We start from the raw sequence: 17,982 nt of genomic DNA, 5'->3' as shown, positions 1-17,982 counted from the left end.
CCGGAGTCGTTCAGTGCGGCAAACCGAACGGTCTCCTTGCAAGGAGAAGCATTCTTTGACATCGCAAAGAATGCTTCATCACTATTTATAGTTTCTACGGATTATGTAAAGATAGAAGTACATGGGACTTCTTTCAGTGTCAATGTTAACGCCCAAAATAAATCTGTTGAAACGGTTTTAGTAAGAGGCAGTATCGATTTACAAAACCTGAAGGGTAAGAGAATTTTGGAAATGAATCCAGGGGAGAAAGTGACTTATGCCTGGAACGACAATACCTATATTACGGACCGCATAGATGTGAATGTTTGTGCTGCGTGGCGTTTTAACCAATTGATTTTTGATAATATAACTCTTCGTGAAATTGCCAATCAATTATCAGCCAAATATAACGTAAGTGTGAACATTGAGTCTTTAAAACTGGCCCAACGCAAATTTCGTTGTGTGATTAATGAAGATGAACATTTGTCGGATGTTCTGGAACAACTATGCTATTTGGCGCCGATTACCTACCGAATAGAAAATTCTGAGATCTATATATTTGAAAAACAAACAAAAAAATGAATGTCTATGGGAAATTAAAATGTAATCGAATGTAAATACTCCTTTAATATAAGGAATATTCCTTTGCAGCGGTTAATAAAAATGCTGCTTGGTAAACAAGTTAACTAATTTTTATAGTACTAACAAAAATGAATCACATGATATGAATAAAAAAGTATCTATTGCTACATTATCAATGCTTTTAGTCGCAGCATCGCCGATCATGGCGGTGAATGACGCAAATACTTTGTATGTGAATTTGGAATTGTCTTTAAACAAGACAACAGTAGGCACGGTCATACAAAGTATCAGTCAACAAACAGGTTATGAATTTTCTTATGATGAGTCGATTTTGAGTAAGGAAATATCCAATGTCTCTGTTCGTGTAAAAAATGAACGTATTGAATCGGTTTTAAAGAAAGTTTTTAAAAACACGGGGATTTCTTTCCGGATTGTTGATAATCGGATATTTCTGCAAGATAATGTAGAGACAAAGAACAGCCTTTTTGGAAACATCTCTTTAGCGGTTGTCCAACAAGAAAAGAAGACAATCAAAGGTACGGTTATAGATAATACCGGTTTTCCCGTTATCGGGGCGAATGTTGTTATTAAAGGAAGTGCCGGAGTCGGTACGGTGACAAATGTCGATGGCGATTTTACACTGGATGGTGTTGAAGATGGCGCCATATTATTGATTTCTTATATCGGCTATGTAGACCAGGAGGTGGCTGTAACGAAAGGAAATAACGATTACAAAATTACAATTCACGAAGATACGCAGAATCTGGATGAAGTCGTAGTTGTCGGCTATGGTACACAAACCAAAGTAAATCTGACAGGGGCGGTGAGCACGATTGGCAAAGACGAATTGATCGACCGTCCGGTAACGAATGTCTCTTCCGCTCTTCAGGGATTGACTCCGGGTGTTACGGTAACTTCCGGCACGGGAAGGCCGGGTGATGACGGTTCGACTATCCGTGTTCGTGGGGTTGGTACGCTGAATAATGCTAATCCTTACATTCTGGTGGATGGGATCGAAACCGGGACTTTTGATTCGATTGACCCTAATGATATCGAGTCTATTTCGGTTCTGAAGGATGCGGCTTCGGCTGCCATTTATGGTTCTAAAGCTGCCAATGGTGTAATCTTGGTTACGACCAAGCGGGGGAAAACCGGTAAAGCAACAGTCTCTTATAATGGTAATGTCAGTTTTTCGAATGTGTCAACTTTGATTGACCGTCTGAGTTCTTACGATTATGCCCGTTTATATAACCAGTTGTTGACGCAAGATGGAGCCTCTCCTCGTTTTACAGACGACGATCTTCGTCTATTCAGGGATGGGACGGATCCTTACGCTCACCCGAATACAGTTTGGACAGATTATATTTTCCGGACAGGCTTCATGCATAAACACAATCTCAATGTCAGCGGGGGATCCGATGATGTGAAGTATATGGCATCTGCCGGATTTTTAGGCCAGGAGGGAACAATGAAAAACTCCGATCGTCAGCAGTTTAATCTACGTACGAACCTGGATATTAAGTTGTCTGATAAGTTTACGATGCGGACTAATATGGCTTTTATCCATAATCAGTATTCCGAGCCGAATGCTTCCTATGGAGGTGGTTCGAACCAACTTATATGGCAGGCTAATCGTATCGCACCTTGGGTTCCCTATAAAAAAGAAGACGGTTCTTACGGTTCGATATCGGATGGTAATCCGGCAGCTTGGATAGACATCAATAGCCGGAAGAATCATTTGCAGCAGAATTTCTCCGGATTGTTAGCGTTTGATTATCATATTATGGACGGGTTGACATTCACGTTGCAGGGCGCTTATGTGACGAATATAAAAGAAACAAAGGATTACCGTAAAGAATGCTGGTATGACGACGTTAATTACCACGGGCCGGACCAGTTGACGGAAACGATTTCGAGATGGAGCCGTTATACATTGGATGCGTTGTTGAATTATGACAAGACTTTTAACCAGGACCATCATATCAAAGCGCTGGCCGGTTATAAGATTGAGAAGTATGATTATCGGGAACTGGTTGCTTTCCGGAAAAGTTTTCCGAACAGCGAAGTAACTGATTTGAACGGTGGCGATTCATCCACACAGACAAACAGTGGCTATTCCCGTGAACTGGCATTGTTGTCCTATTTCGGACGTATCAATTACGACTACAAAGGCAAATATTTACTGGAAGCTAATTTCCGTGCCGATGCTTCTTCCCGTTTTGCAAAAGGGTATCGTTGGGGATATTTCCCCTCTTTCTCCGCCGGATGGCGTATTTCGGAAGAAGATTTTATGGAAAACACAAGAGGTTGGTTACAGTCTCTGAAGTTCAGGGGATCTTGGGGGTTGCTTGGAAACCAGGATGCGGTGAAGGACGAGTATTATCCTTATTTGCCGACTTTGTATATCGGTAAAAACTTCCCGTTTGCGGGAACGGTTCACCAAGGTATCACAGTTGTGAGCCATAAGGTTACAACTATTTCGTGGGAAAACTCGACGAACTGGGGCTTTGGGTTTGATGCTAATTTCTTGAATGAGTTTATGTTGAGCGCCGAATATTATAACCGCAAGACATCCGATATTATTATGGATATACCAGTTTCCGATACATTTGGTATATCAGGAACCTATCAGGACAACAAAGGTTCATTGCGTAACAGCGGTGTGGAAGCGAGTCTTGCCTGGAATCATTCCTTTAATAAAGATTGGCGAATGGGGGTAAACGCAAACTTCTCCTATAACAAGAATAAACTGATTGATTTGGCTGGTGTCAATGAGATCATCGATGATTACAGCATCAACCGTGTGGGCGAGGCTTACCAATCGTTCTATGTTTATGAGGTAGATGGTTTATTCAAGAGTGACGAAGAAGCTGCCGCTTATGAAAAGCAATACGGCAATCCTTGGTCTGCTCCTTTCAAGGGAGGTGATTTCCGTATTAAAGATGTGGACGGGGATGGGAAACTGACATCGAAAGACCGCGTGGTGAAAGGTTCGCAACAGCCGAAAACGACTTATGGCGTCACACTGAGTGGCGGATGGAAAAATTTTGATCTTTCTATCTTTTTCCAGGGTGTGACAGGTACAAGCCGTTATTTCGCACGTGATGTGGTCGGTTCGTTCATTGGTGATACATCTCACCCCAGTAGCAACTGGCTGGATGCCTGGACTCCCGAGAATCCGAATGCTGAATGGCCGCGTCTTTTCCTCGAAGAAAGCTCAGTCAGTGCCCCTAACAAATGTCGTTCTTCTTTCTGGTGTATGAATACCAACTATCTGCGTATTAAGAATATCAATTTCGGATATACACTACCGAAGTCGATTACGAATAAATTGGGTATAGCCAACGTGAAGGTTTACTACACGGGTGAGAATCTCTTCACGTTTGACAGTCTGCCCTTTAACGCAGATCCGGAGTCTGCTTCCGGAAACTTGGATATTTATCCGATCAATAAAAGCCATTCTTTCGGTATTAACGTAACATTTTAAATGATTGAAATATGAAACTGAAACAAATATTAAGTCTTGTTCTTTGTCTTACCGGAGCAGGAGCCTTTACTTCGTGTGATGATTTCTTTGATCTGAATCCGAAAGATCAGTTGACAACAAACACATTTTGGAATACTTCCAATGATGTCGATGCGGCTGTAACGGCAGCATACAATTGGTGGGTTAATAATTATGTCGGATCGAAGTTCGTTTTTTATGAAGACAGCTATTCGGATATCGGCTTCAATTATACGAATGCCTCTAATATGAGGAATATGGGGAGAGGCAGCGTTTCTCCTACGTCAGCTCCGAATTATTGGAGACAGTATGAGACGATACGCCGTTGTAATTTTGTCATAGAAAATATAGATTTGGTGCCGGCTTCGGCAATGACGGAAACGCAAAAGAATGATTTCCTGGCACAAGTACGTGCAATTCGAGGTTATAGCCATGCTTATCTGGCAACTTGGTATGGGGATGCTGTTATTATGGATTTTGTTCCCGCGACGGCAGATGATGCCAAACTGCCGCGTGAGCCGGAAGCGAAAGTGAAAGAACATGCTATGAATGATCTGGTGTGGAGTGCCGAACATATCGCGGAGAAACCGGCAGAGAAAGGACGTATTGCCAAAGGTACGGTTCTTTCGATGATTGCCCGTTTCAATTTGCTGTGGGGCAATTATTCGGAGGCATTGGATGCGGCTAATCAAGTGATTGCGCTGAACCAATATGAACTGGATCCTGATTTCCTGAATATGTTTTCCATGGCCGGGCAAAACTCTAAGGAAATTATTTGTACGTATGAGCATGTCCAAACTACTTATGCCTATGGCGGTGTAATCCGTTTCTATAACAATTCGGATGGTGGTTGGGCCTCATTTGTCCCGACTCAAAACATGGTCGATATGTTTGAAATGGCGGACGGCAAGATGATTGACGAAGCAGGCTCCGGCTATGATCCTGTCCATCCGTTTTATAATCGTGATCCTCGATTGAAAAATACGGTTATCTATTCCGGATTGGATTGGGTGGGACGTAATAATGTGCCGCGCATATTCAATACTCTTGATAAGACTTTGCCGAACGGTTCTTCGAATAAAGATTATTATACTGCGGCCGACAATGCCTCCCATACCGGTATGTTGTGGGCTAAATATTTGTATCCAAACCAGGGGCAATATTCCACTTCCATGAATGACGATGCCTTGTGCCCGATTATCTTCCGGTATGCGGAAATACTGCTGACAAAAGCCGAATGTTTGGTCGAGTTGAATCAGGATTTGCAAGAAGCAATGAATATTGTTGACCGGTTGCGTGTACGCGGAGGACATATTGCTGTCGATCGTTCCAAATACAACACGCAAGCAAAAGTGCGGGAACTGGTAAGGAGGGAACGTACGATAGAGCTGGCAGGCGAAGGGTTCCGCTATGAAGATATTGTTCGCTGGGACGAATATGACAAAAGCGGGGCCAAGACCGGAAGAAAAGTGGCGGAAGCCGTTATGCCGGGTGACTTGTATCGTTTGTGCGGTACTGTCAACTATGACGAACCGGATCCGGATCGTCGTGCCGTGATCGATGTGAACGCTACTCCTGAAGACCGTTTGATTGAAGTCCGTTATTTCGACAAGAAGCAATTTCATTTGCCGATATTACAAGCCGAGATGGATGCGAACCCTCAATTAGTTCAGAATGATGGCTATTAATAGATCAATCAATTTTATTTACAATGAAGTACATTAGAAATTTAGTATATGCACTTTTACTCACAGTTGCCACTCAGGTGGCAACTGCGCAGATAAAAATCCTTTACGGACCTTATTTGCAGAATGTAAAAGAGAATGAAGCAACCATTGTCTGGGAGGCAGATAAGCCTTCTGTCGGTTGGGTAGAGTTGGCTCCTGATGATGGGACTCATTATTACGGTGAGGAAAGACCCAAATATTTCGATACGACTAACGGGGTAAAGAACACCTCTTTACTTCATACTGTAAAGGTCAAAGGATTGACTCCCGGTACGACATACCGGTATCGCATCTATGCACAGGAAGTATTGTCGCACGAAGGTATTTCTGTTATATACGGACGCGTAGCTGCTTCAGATGTCTACAAAAAGAAAGCATTGACATTTACGACTTGTGATTCGCAGAAGAAAGAGACAAGTTTTGCGATGATCAACGATATTCATGGGCGTGAAGGTATTATTACAAAACTACTGAATGCTGCCGGCTATAAAGATAAGGACTTTATTATTTTCAATGGTGATATGGTTTCCGTATTTCAGGATCGGGAAACAATCTTCAACGGGTTTATGAAGGAAAGTATCGACTTGTTTGCATCTGAAAAACCGATGTATTATGCACGTGGAAACCATGAAACTCGCGGCGAATTTGCTACGTCTTTCCAGAAATATTTTTCACCGGAAGAACCTTTCCTGTATTATATTTTCAGACAGGGGCCTGTTTGTTTTATCATGTTGGATACAGGAGAAGATAAGCCGGATTCCGATATCGAGTATAGTGGTATTACCGACTATGACGGCTATCGGACGGACCAGATGGAATGGATGAAAGGACTTTATAAAAATGAGGATTTCAAACAAGCTAAATTTAAAGTGGTGATTGCGCATATGCCTCCTTCTGCTGACCTCAATATCTGGCATGGTCAGAAAGATGTGTTGAAGAAATTTGTCCCTATTCTGAATGATCTCGGAGTTGACCTGATGTTATGCGGACATCTCCATAGAAATAAATATGAAGAGCCGAGTACTGGGATCAAATTCCCTGTGTTGGTAAATTCCAATAATAGTGTGGTTTCTGTGTCTACTGATGGCAATCAGATGAATCTGGTCGTACTTGATTTGGATGGTAAAGTCGTTACCAAAAAATCATATATGGCTAAATAATATCGAATGGTTTATTTTTTTATTCTCGATTTTCAAAGGGGGCTTATTGTATAAAACGCTTTTTTTAGGCTTGGAAGACATCCGAGAGTAAACAAATGTTAATCCTCTTTTCTGACGTCAAAAAGGGGTTTTTCCGCCTTTTTTGAGCGTTTTCGGCCATTACGACCGTCCTCTTTTCCATTACGACCGTGCTAATGTGTAGTGCACTCGGCACCTCGCGAAGATTAGGACGGTCGTAATGGCAATTAGAACGGTCGTAATTGGAAAGAGGACCGTTTTCATGGCAAAAAAGCCCCTAAATTTCCTTGGGATATTTGGAACGCCGTCCGTTTAATTTTCAAATATTCGATTCTCCAGGAGTTAAGGTTTATCACTTTGCCGGCGTTTCCGGCTTTCGGCAATCAAATTGCATACTTTTCGGGACGGTCTCGGCTCCTCATTTCGTCTGTTGTCAGAAAAGAAGGCTTAAACTGCAAAAAGAGTCAATCCAAAATGAATCAACTTTTCGGTCGAAATAGAAAAATAGTCGAAAAGGGGGTTATTGTATTATTTGAACATATATCCTCTGGTGTGGTGGATTGGTATTGGACACTTTAAAATCAAGCAGAACAAACTAAAAAACTATGATATTAGCTCCGTATTTTTTTCAATCTATTCGTTTTGCTTATATGGGGGCAGAAAACAGGACAAAGATATGTTTGTTATCAGCCTGGTTAAAAAGTTCATGTACCCCACATGCTTGTAAATAGTTTGTAATACAGAGAGTACGCTCAATGTACTCTCTTGTTTAATATTAAATAATGTAGAATATGAAATATTATATATTTATAGCTGTATTTCTTTTTTGTTCTTGTTTTGACTTCAATGAATGTAATGTTTGTGAAATTGAGATATCAACTAATCGTAAACAAGAAGAACTATTACTATCTTCTTTTATTAAGAATTATACAGTTATACCATTGGAAACAAAGGACGAATGCTTAATAGCTCAGATTGATAAAATAAAAATATCAAATAATGAAGTTTATATATTAGATAATATGAATAATGCAATATATGTATATGGTATGGATGGAATGCATCATCGTACTTTATTTAGGGTAGGAAATGGACCAGGAGAATATTTGCAATTAATGGATTTTGATATACGGAATAATGTCTTGTTTGTATTAGATTTTGGAGGACTTCGTATTTTGAAATATGATTGTGAACTAAATTATTTAGGCCAAATTCAGTATGAAACTTACTCTACTCAAATTTCAGCATATAAAGATCTGATATATTTATATAATTTGAAATCAAAGAAAGGAAATGATTATAAATGTTCGGTTTTTAATGAAAAAGGAGAGAAAATTATAGATAAATTGATAAGGCCGGAAAATGAAAATCTATTTAATTATAATGAATCTAATGTCTTTTCTCTAAATGGTGATGATCTGTATATATCTCCTGTATATGACAATTATATCTATAAGGGAGAAGATTTACAACCTGTGTATCATATAAGATTTAAAGGGAAAGGATTTCCGGATGACATAAATATCGAAGAGCAAGATGTTAATAGTCCGGATTTTCAATTTATAGTTAAGAATAATTATTATGTATCAGATCATTTCTTGATATTTGATTATTTTGTTGAAGGTGAACGTGCTTTTTGTGTTTTTGACAAATTGAGTAATAAGAAAGAAATAGGATTTGTAAGTAATGATCTAATACCGGATTTTCGTTTTTTTCCACGTTGGGGAGATGGCAGATATTTAATAGAAGAAATAAATGCAGGAATATTATATGAGTATTTTCCATCTTTATTGAAACATTCAAAATTACGGAATTTATCTCTGAAAGATAATCCAGTAATAATTTTATATGAGATAAAGAAATAAAGTTGGATTTATACAAAAAAATAGTTTCTGGACATGAATATATTGGCCATATCAGATACCGTTTTTATAATGAAAGACCGATTTTGATAAGCCTGTTAAAACTTATTACTGTATGTGTAATCTCAAAGATGAAAAGGTTTATGTTGATACAACTCCTTTTATCAATTTTGGTATATAGCTTGGTTACAATAAAAATAGAATGGAATGAAAAAACTTGTATTAATATCGGGTTTGACGATGTTACTTTTGGGCATGGGATTAAATCTTCAGTATGCATTGGACGATTATGGTTGGGCTGATAATTTGGTTATACAGATATTGGCTACGACTGGTGACATCAATACTTCGTGGCCGGATCCAAATAAACCGGTGGAACCGGGGAAAATTGCGACAACGGAGTCTTGTGTTTTATATACAGGAGATGGTTTTACCAATAGCGTTAAACGGGTTTGTCATAATCAGTTTGTTTGTCCGACATGTAGTTGTACCCAAACAGCATGTGGTGAAGCATTTTATAATTAAGATATGAAATATTCAATTTATATATTGCTTATTTTCTTTTTTTCTTGTCAAAGCAAAAGCGAGAAGAATGATTTGGCCTTGGTTGTCGCAGATTCTGTGTCTGTTAGATATCTTGATATTGCAATTACAGAAAATACGCTTAATTTGGATCGGTATTTTGAATTGGATTCTTATGTGGTGTTATCAGATCAATCTTTAATTGGAGAAATTAAGCGAACGTTAGTCTGGGATGATTATATATTCATACTGGATGAAGTTCCGAAAATCGTTTGCTTTAATATGCAAGGCGATTTGGTTTATGAGATAAATTCACAAGGAGAAGGTCCGGAAGAATTTGGTACGATAGTCGATTTCGGATTAGGTGGGAAAGCAGAAAAGTTATGGTTGTATGATTCATCAAAGAGACGTTTGGCGGCTTATGATATAAAAACAGGTAGTTATCAATATTCAATCTCTATATCTTTTGTGGCTCCAAGCCGTATAGCAGTGGATAAAGGACATTTCTTTTTCCATACTCCCGATCATTATAATTATGCCACACATCCGGAGATGCATTATTCTCTTTTATATTCAGTTGCCGGAAAACAGATAGACGGACGTTTTTTTTCTCATGATGAAATTGCAGAATATATGTTTGATTATGGAAGGAGTCATCCTTTTTACTATAATGATGGACGAATCCTGTATATTCGGAATTTTGATCATGTGATTTATAGTTTGTCTTCCGAAGGGATTATTCCCATATATGATATCCATCTTCCCGAACCGTTACCGTTAGATCTTGTAAAGGAAAAACCAAATCCGATGAAATTGGTAAAGAGCCGATATTCTTGGCTGTTGTCGGATTGTTATCTTTGCGGTGATGTATTGAGTTTTTTATTTTCGAAAGATGGTTATTATTATTGGGGACTTTATGATTTGAAGGAAAATCGAGCCGTCAATATAGGTAAAAACCAAATGGAAACGTCTTTGTTAGTTGATATGACTTTTGATGGTGTTTACAGGGATCGTTTTTTTTCGGTAATATCATCACAAGTAATAGGTTGCAAAAAAGATAAGTTTCCGGAACTTATTCCTGAAAAATTACATTCATTATCGGAAGAAGATAATCCGGTTATCGCTTTTTATAAAGTAAAAAGGTGAAAAAATACTTTTTTTGCTCCGTATTTTTCCCGAGTTGTTCGTTTTGCTATAGATGAAAGGAAATAAAATGGATTTTGATTATAGACTTTTAGTAAAATATTTGGTCGGCACACTTTCTCCGGAAGAAATGGAGGCGGTGAAGGAGTGGCGCGCACGGTCGATTGAGAATGAAGATATTTATTCCAAATTGATAAACCTTCGTGTTTCATGGAAGTTTATGCGATATAATACCCCAGGGCATATTGAAAGCGCTTTGAATGAAGTGAATGGCAAGATAAATCGTAGAAGGCGGTTTGACATTGTCCGCTCTGTAATGAAATATGCGGCTGTGATCTTGTTGTTTGTTTCTTTTTCTTATGTGGGATGGGAATATCTGAAACCTGAAAATTATGTGACGATTACGGTTAAGCAAGGGGAAGATGTGAAAAAAATTATGCTTGCAGATGGGTCGACTGTTTGGTTGAAGGAAGGGGCTTCCTTGAAGATGCCCGAAACTTTTGCCAAAAACAATCGTCAACTCTCCTTGCAAGGAGAAGCATTCTTTGACGTTGCAAAGAATGCGCAATTTCCACTATATGTTTCAACGAATTATGTAAATATCAAAGTTCTCGGAACGGCTTTCAATGTAAAAACAGACGAGAAGCATAAAAATGTAGAAACCGTTTTAGCAAGGGGTAAAGTAGCTCTGCTCGATAAGCAGGGAAATGCCGTTTTAGATATGTCACCGGGAGAAAAGGTGACATATAATAGCTATAAGAACGAATATTCCACAGAGATTGTGGATGTAAATATAAGTACAGCGTGGCGGCTGAACCAGTTTGTCTTTGAAAATGTCACGCTTAGGGAAATCGTCAATCAACTCTCCGTAAAATTTAATGTGAACATAAATCTGGAATCATCGAAGCTTGCCCAGCGTAAGTTCCGGTGTGTGATCAATGAGGATGAAAGCTTGCCTGACATTCTGAACCTCTTGAAGTATTTAGCCCCGATCCGGTATAGGATAGAGGGGAAAGAAATATTTATATATGAATAATAAAAATGGAATGCCTATGAAGAAATAACAGACAGGAAAAAGAAAACACACACAACAAAAGAAAACTGTAACTTAAAAAAACTTAGTACTAACATTATTGAATCACATGTATGATTAAAAAAGCATCAATTGCGACATTAGCAATGTTTTTGACAGCTGCATCGCCCGCAATGGCGGAAGGGGATGCACATTCTTTGTATGTGAATCTGGAACTGGCGTTGAATAGTACAACTGTCGGTGCAGTGATACAAAGTATTAGTGAACAAACCGGATACGAATTTTCTTACGACGAAGCCTTGTTGAATAAGAAAATATCCAGAGTTTCCGTTAGCCTTAAAAATGAACGTATTGAAAAAGTTCTGAAAGAGGTCTTTAAGAATACCGGTATCTCTTACAAGATTGTTCATAACCGCGTATTTCTGAAAGATAATAGTGTGAAACAATATGTCCAACCCGAGCCGGTTGTGGCTATGGCCCAGCAACAGAAAAAAGCGATATCCGGTGTCGTTATCGACGATACGGGATTGCCGGTTATCGGGGCGAATATTATCCTTAAAGACGGTGCCGGTGTCGGAACGGTGACGGATGCCGACGGTAAATTTACATTGGATGGAATTCCTGACGGAGCGACTTTACTTGTTTCTTATATCGGATATTTGGATCAAACGATACAGGTGACAGGTGATAAAAGCTCGTTTCAGATTACCTTGCATGAAGATACCCAGAAACTGGACGAAGTTGTCGTTGTCGGATACGGTGTGCAAAAGAAGGTCAATATGACAGGTTCTATTTCGAATGTAAAAGCAGAAGAACTTTCGGTTATTCCGAATACTAACTTGTCGAACTCTTTGGCCGGACGCGCTCCCGGTGCAACTATTACAGGTAATTCCGGTTTGATGGGAGCTTCTTCCGAAATCCGTATGCGTGGTGGTTTTGGCGATCCGTTATTCGTTATAGACGGTGTTATCCGCGATAAAGAAGCGTTTGATAACCTGGAACCGTACGAAATCGACCAGATGAGTTTCCTGAAAGATGCCGCATCGGCTTCTATCTATGGATCAGCTGCCGGTAATGGTGTCGTGTTGGTGACGACCAAAGGGGGTGTCAAGAACCAAAAACCTGTGTTTAACTACCAGGGTTCCTATGCTTTCAGCAAGTCTACCCAGGAATTGTTCGCAGACAGATGGACAGCTATCGATGATTTGGATTATCAAAATGCGGTTGCACGTTTCCAAGGGACGAAAGAACCTAACGGTGAAGCTGAATATGCTTATTTCCGCGATAATAATATTAACTATAATGTAAACGATTACATTTGGCAGAATCCTTGGAATACGAAACATTCTCTGAGTGTGACAGGCGGTAGTGAAAAGGTTCAATATTATGTAATGGGATCTTTCCTGGCGGAAGAGGGTTCTTATGTCTCTTTGGAAAACAAGAAATTTTCTTTGCGTTCGAACCTGACGATGGAATTGAGCAAATATATCAAGATGAATGTAAACCTGGATGCAAACCAATCGAATGACAAACGTTTCTATTGGCCGTTCTCGGACGATGATGACCAGGCTGTTTACGACTTGTATCGTTGTACGTTCAATGCGATGAAGACAACGCCTTTTTATTCTAACCTGGATGGAACTCCATCTGCTACTATTACGGATTACCCGATCTATCAGGACTATGGTTCATGGCAGGGATGGAACCCGGTTGACCAAGTTGTGGGTGACCGTTATTTGAAGACTCGCCGTCGTAATATGAATGGTATTGTTTCATTTGATTTCAATCTTGACTTTATCACGAAAGGCTTGAGTACGAAGATTATGGGAAGTTATATCGGCCATGACTATTCCCGTAAGAGATTCATGACTTTTCAAAAAAATTACAAATTCCAACAGGCTGATCCGGAAGGAAACCGTTTTTTGCCGGCTCCGTTGAATTTGAATGAATATAATACATTCAACTTTTCCCAGAATTATGAAAACCTGGATTACCGTGCCAAGCAGTTATGGACAGAGCAGTTCAACTGGTTCGTAAACTATGCAAATACGTTCGGCAAACATGACGTCGGCGGTATGATCGTTTTTGAACAGGCTGCCAACGGTGGTGAATGGGTACAGGCTAAAGGCGAACAACCGCTTGCCAATATCGATCAGATGTTTAATTATTCAAAAGATGCGGAACGCCGTTGGGGAGATGCGGAAGAATATACCGGTGGACGTCTTTCCTGGATAGGTCGTTTCAATTATACGTTCGATCAGAAGTATATTGCCGAGTTCTCTTTCCGTTATGATGGCAATACCTTGTTCCCGGACGGACACCGTTGGGGATTCTTCCCGTCTGTATCTGCTGCATGGCGTATCAGTCAGGAGCCGTTTATGGAAAAGACATCCGATTGGTTGAGCAATTTGAAATTGCGTGCATCTTATGGAACGACTGGTAATGACTTGGATTTGAGTAAGGACCCGATCGATAAGATTACAGCATTTTCTTATTTGCAGAAATATAATACAGGTGGCACATATATATTCGGCAGTAATTTAGCCAATACAATTACAGCCGGTGCGACTCCTAACCCGACATTGACTTGGGCCACTTCCACGACTTATAATGGTGGTTTGGACTTCGGTTTCTTTAATAATCGTTTGTCCGGTACGTTCGATGCTTTCTATCGTAAGGAGGTCGATATTTTGGGCCCACGTACAGTGACACTCCCGAATACGTATGGCCAAAGCTTGGCTCCGGAAAACTATGCTGAGCGTTCATGGAGAGGTGGTGAACTGTCTTTAACCTGGATGGATAAGGCTGCTAACGGGGCAATCGATTATTCTGCCTATGTGAATTTGGGTTTTGCCCGTGATAAATGGGACGTATTGGATGTTTCTGCTACTTATCAGGAAGGTGGAAATCTTCATGCCCTATCACCTGTAGGGAAAGCCGATGGTATCTTGATCGGTTTGATTGCCGATCACTTGCTGACAGACCAGGCTGAAGTCGACGCTTTGAAAGCGAAAGGTTTCAAACAATATGGACGTGATCCGTATTTGGGCGGAATCTTGTATAAAGATACGCGTGGTGACGGATATACGGAAGGTCCTGATGGACGTATCGATGGAAATGACGCATATAACTTGTTGAGTGAAAACGGAACGCCACGTATTAACTACGGTTTTGGTGGTAATATTAAGTGGAAAGGTATTACTCTGGATGTCCACTTCCAAGGTGTCGGCAAGTATGATCGTTTTGTCGGTGGTGTCGATGGTGGTTTCTACCAGCATGGTGGTGCTGTCCGTCCTTATTTCCCGATTTGGACAAGCGACAAAGTATATGATCCGGAGCGTAACCCGAATGGTGTTTATCCGCGTATCGTAGGTTCTGGTTGGTATGAGTCCGGAGCCGGAAACACCAGTTACTGGATGCGTAACGGCGCTTATCTTCGTTTGAAGAACTTGAACATCGGCTATGATTTGCCAATGGGCATTCTTCGTCCGTTAGGTATTTCGCGTGCTCAGGTGTTTGCCAATGCAACCAATTTGTTCTGTATTTCAGTAGTAACAGAGTTCTTGGATCCTGAACAGAAATATTATGATTCATATCCATTGATGAAAACTTTTTCCTTTGGCCTTAATTTCTCGTTCTAATTTTAAATCAGAAAGAATATGAAAATGAAAAAAATTAAATATGCAATAATAAGTGCCGTTCTCGTTTTAGGCGGAATGACAACCGGTTGTGATACGCTGGATATCGATAACTTGAATAGTTATGATGAATCTATGGTCTGGGACGATGCCAGCTTGGCAACCGCTTATGTGAATAATCTTTATTCGGAGTGTTTTGGCAACTGGAATGCCGGAGCGGATAATAATTCGGAACAAGTGACCGGTATGCCCTGGTATTTAGGCACTATTACGGAAACAGGCGGTGCCTATAAAAAATGGGATTACACGACGATCCGTCATATCAATGAAGCCATCAAGCGCTTGGAAGAGGGATTATTGGATAGCAAAACGGCTAATGGGTTGTTAGGCCAGGCCTATTTTATGCGTGCTTATACCTATTATTGGATGGTTATACATCATGGTGGTGTCCCTTATATTAAAATTCCTCAGGATAAAGATAAGGATGATCTGTATGTGAAACGTAATTCCACACCGGAATGTTTCCAGTTCATGGTGGAAGATTTGGATCATGCCATATCATTACTGCCTGAAAAGATTGCAAGCAGTTCTGCAGATTATGGTCGTATCGACCAATGTTTTGCGAAAGCCTGGAAAGCAAAGACTTTGTTGTTGAAGGCATCTCCTCAGTTCAATCCGAGTAACTCCTATGGTAATCCTTATTGGGAAGAGGCTTATACGGCAGCAAAAGAGGCTTATGATTTTTGCGTGGCTAAAGGTATTTCGTTAACTCCTGAATACGCAAATATTTGGATACAGGAGCAGGGACCGGAAGTGGTGTTCCCCGTAGTAAATTCTAATCCGAACAAAATTTCATCTTGGGAATATACGACTCGTCCGGCATCGGTCAGTCGTGATAAGTCTTATAGTAATCCGACTTGGGAATTTGTGAAAAGTTTCCCGATGATGGATGGCAAGCGCTATGATGATCCGACAAGTAAATATTATGTGGGTGATGAACAGGCTTTGCTGAAATCTTTCTGGGTGAATAGGGATCCCCGTTTTAATAATGTGTGCTTATATAATGGTCGTGAATATCCGGTGGCAGGGAAACCTTCTGATTACCGGCAATATAACGCACTGGGTGTGAGTAGCCCGGACGACCAGTATGGCGTGAATCCTGCTGCGCATACCAATGCTGTGAATAACGATATTTTTTCAGGTTTCTATATTTACAAAGCTGCGGATTTGACGTTGACTCAAGATAAGGTAATGACATATGATATCGATTACATCTTGATGCGCTTTGCAGAAGTAATGTTTATTTATGCTGAGGCAGCCAATGAAACCGGACATTCGGATGTGGCAGTCGAAATGTTGAAACAAATTCGTAAACGTGCCGGAATTGAAGCAGGAAGCGATGGCCTTTATGGTCTGAATGTCGGCAACCGCGAAGAAATCCGCCAGGCTATTCTGGATGAACGTAATATCGAGTTGTGTTTTGAAGGTCATCGTTTTTGGGATTTGCGCCGTACGCGTAACATGATGAAGCTGGCCGGTTGGACTAAACACGGTCTTGAGGCGATTGCTATCAATCCGGATGGAACTGATATGAGTTTGAATACGGCAAGAACAAAGATAAACAACAACGAATTGACCACAGGTGATTTTCGCTATGTGATTCATCAGGTTCCTTATACGGAAGCTGCAGAAAGGGAATTTGTGATTGAAGAATCTTTCTATTTCTTCCCGATTCAAAAGAGTAATATCGATCAGAATCCGAATCTTGAACAAAATAATAATTGGGGCGGAACTTTCAATCCGACAATGGAATAAATTATTACTTTTGTTTTTTATACTCAAAGGAGGGAGACCAAAAGACTTACAACCCTTTGGTTGTCCCTCTTTTCATTTTATTTATAAACTTAATCTGTATCAGGCGATGAAAACTAAACTTTCTTTATTGATTTTTGCTTTGTTATTTGTGTTCTCCGAAACAAAGGCTCAGAATAATATCACGATCGGCGTTATTCAGTATGATTTGAGCAATATAGATAAAAGCTTTAAGGATTTGCATGACCAGGGATTCGGTTCTTGCGAACTGAGTTACCGGAACAATACGCTGACCAAAGAGTTTGCTGAAAAAGTGAAGGCGGCGTCGAAGAAACATAATATTAAGGTAACTACGGTTGTCGGTGTGCCGGGAAGCCGTAGTGTCTGGAATTTCCGTCAGGGACCGGCGACGATAGGCCTGGTGCCGAAAGAAGAGCGGGCTGAAAAAATCAAGGTGTATCATGAAATGATCGATTTCTGCGCAATGGCTGAAGTGCCGGCCATGCATTCTCATTTCGGTTTTATTCCGGAAGATCCCTCTTCCGAACAATATAAGGATTTTATCCGGGTTATGCAGGATTTGGCCAATTATGCGAAAGAGCGGAATGTCATGATCTATTTTGAAACAGGGCAGGAAACCCCGACAACTTTGATCCGTGCAATTAAAGATATAGGTACGGGTAATGTGTTTATTAATTGCGATTTGGCTAATTTACTGATGTATGGAAAGGCCAATTCTCTGGATGCCGTGAAACAGTTCGGAAATCTGATTAAGGAATTTCATGCAAAAGACGGTAAATATCCGGATCCTAATAATCCGTATGAATTAGGCGCAGAAGTGCCGATCCCAACAGGAGAAGTCGATTTTCCCGCTGTTATAGCAGAACTGAAGAAACAAGGTTTCCAGGGAGCACTGACCATTGAATGCGAATTGAACGGTGCACGGCATGATTATGTTATTAAAACTCGTGAATATCTGCAGGGACTATTGGATAATTAGT

The 17,982-nt window shown here is 40.3% G+C and carries 11 protein-coding genes; all 11 read left to right on the top strand.

Annotated features, from left to right (window positions below; translation table 11 throughout):
• Nucleotides 1-561, top strand: a 561-nt coding sequence (locus tag DWU89_RS21040) for a FecR family protein (protein WP_244205878.1), incomplete at its 5' end; no start/stop codon positions are given.
• Nucleotides 562-703: 142 nt separating this feature from the next.
• Nucleotides 704-4,048, top strand: coding sequence for a TonB-dependent receptor (locus DWU89_RS08195; protein ID WP_115499156.1), 3,345 nt, complete (start codon nucleotides 704-706; stop codon nucleotides 4,046-4,048).
• Between the two features lie 11 nt (nucleotides 4,049-4,059).
• A complete protein-coding gene (locus DWU89_RS08190; protein ID WP_115499155.1) occupies nucleotides 4,060-5,754 on the top strand; it encodes a RagB/SusD family nutrient uptake outer membrane protein in 1,695 nt (564 codons plus the stop codon).
• A gap of 23 nt (nucleotides 5,755-5,777) precedes the next feature.
• Complete coding sequence (locus DWU89_RS08185) at nucleotides 5,778-6,953, top strand: FN3 domain-containing metallophosphoesterase family protein (RefSeq protein ID WP_115499154.1); 1,176 nt, start codon at nucleotides 5,778-5,780, stop codon at nucleotides 6,951-6,953.
• An 809-nt stretch (nucleotides 6,954-7,762) separates the two neighbouring features.
• Nucleotides 7,763-8,836, top strand: a complete 1,074-nt coding sequence (locus DWU89_RS08175) for a 6-bladed beta-propeller (protein WP_115499152.1) — start codon at nucleotides 7,763-7,765, stop codon at nucleotides 8,834-8,836.
• Between the two features lie 204 nt (nucleotides 8,837-9,040).
• Nucleotides 9,041-9,358: a hypothetical protein gene (locus DWU89_RS08170; RefSeq protein WP_147292105.1), complete on the top strand. Its 318-nt coding sequence runs from the start codon at nucleotides 9,041-9,043 to the stop codon at nucleotides 9,356-9,358.
• Nucleotides 9,359-9,361: 3 nt separating this feature from the next.
• Nucleotides 9,362-10,501, top strand: coding sequence for a 6-bladed beta-propeller (locus tag DWU89_RS08165; RefSeq protein WP_115499150.1), 1,140 nt, complete (start codon nucleotides 9,362-9,364; stop codon nucleotides 10,499-10,501).
• Nucleotides 10,502-10,568: 67 nt separating this feature from the next.
• Nucleotides 10,569-11,534, top strand: coding sequence for a FecR family protein (locus DWU89_RS08160; RefSeq protein ID WP_115499149.1), 966 nt, complete (start codon nucleotides 10,569-10,571; stop codon nucleotides 11,532-11,534).
• A 110-nt stretch (nucleotides 11,535-11,644) separates the two neighbouring features.
• Nucleotides 11,645-15,172 carry a TonB-dependent receptor gene (locus DWU89_RS08155; protein WP_167451651.1) on the top strand — a complete coding sequence of 1,176 codons (3,528 nt, stop codon included), beginning with the start codon at nucleotides 11,645-11,647 and terminating at the stop codon, nucleotides 15,170-15,172.
• A gap of 18 nt (nucleotides 15,173-15,190) precedes the next feature.
• Nucleotides 15,191-16,984, top strand: a complete 1,794-nt coding sequence (locus tag DWU89_RS08150) for a RagB/SusD family nutrient uptake outer membrane protein (protein WP_115499148.1) — start codon at nucleotides 15,191-15,193, stop codon at nucleotides 16,982-16,984.
• Nucleotides 16,985-17,090: 106 nt separating this feature from the next.
• The gene (locus DWU89_RS08145; RefSeq protein ID WP_115499147.1) at nucleotides 17,091-17,981 is read left to right on the top strand and encodes a sugar phosphate isomerase/epimerase family protein; all 891 of its coding nucleotides are present in this window, start codon (nucleotides 17,091-17,093) and stop codon (nucleotides 17,979-17,981) included.
• Nucleotide 17,982 lies beyond the last annotated feature (1 nt).

This window comes from Parabacteroides acidifaciens, from assembly GCF_003363715.1.
Taxonomy (GTDB): domain Bacteria; phylum Bacteroidota; class Bacteroidia; order Bacteroidales; family Tannerellaceae; genus Parabacteroides; species Parabacteroides acidifaciens.
This window is presented reverse-complemented; position numbering and strand designations above follow the sequence as displayed.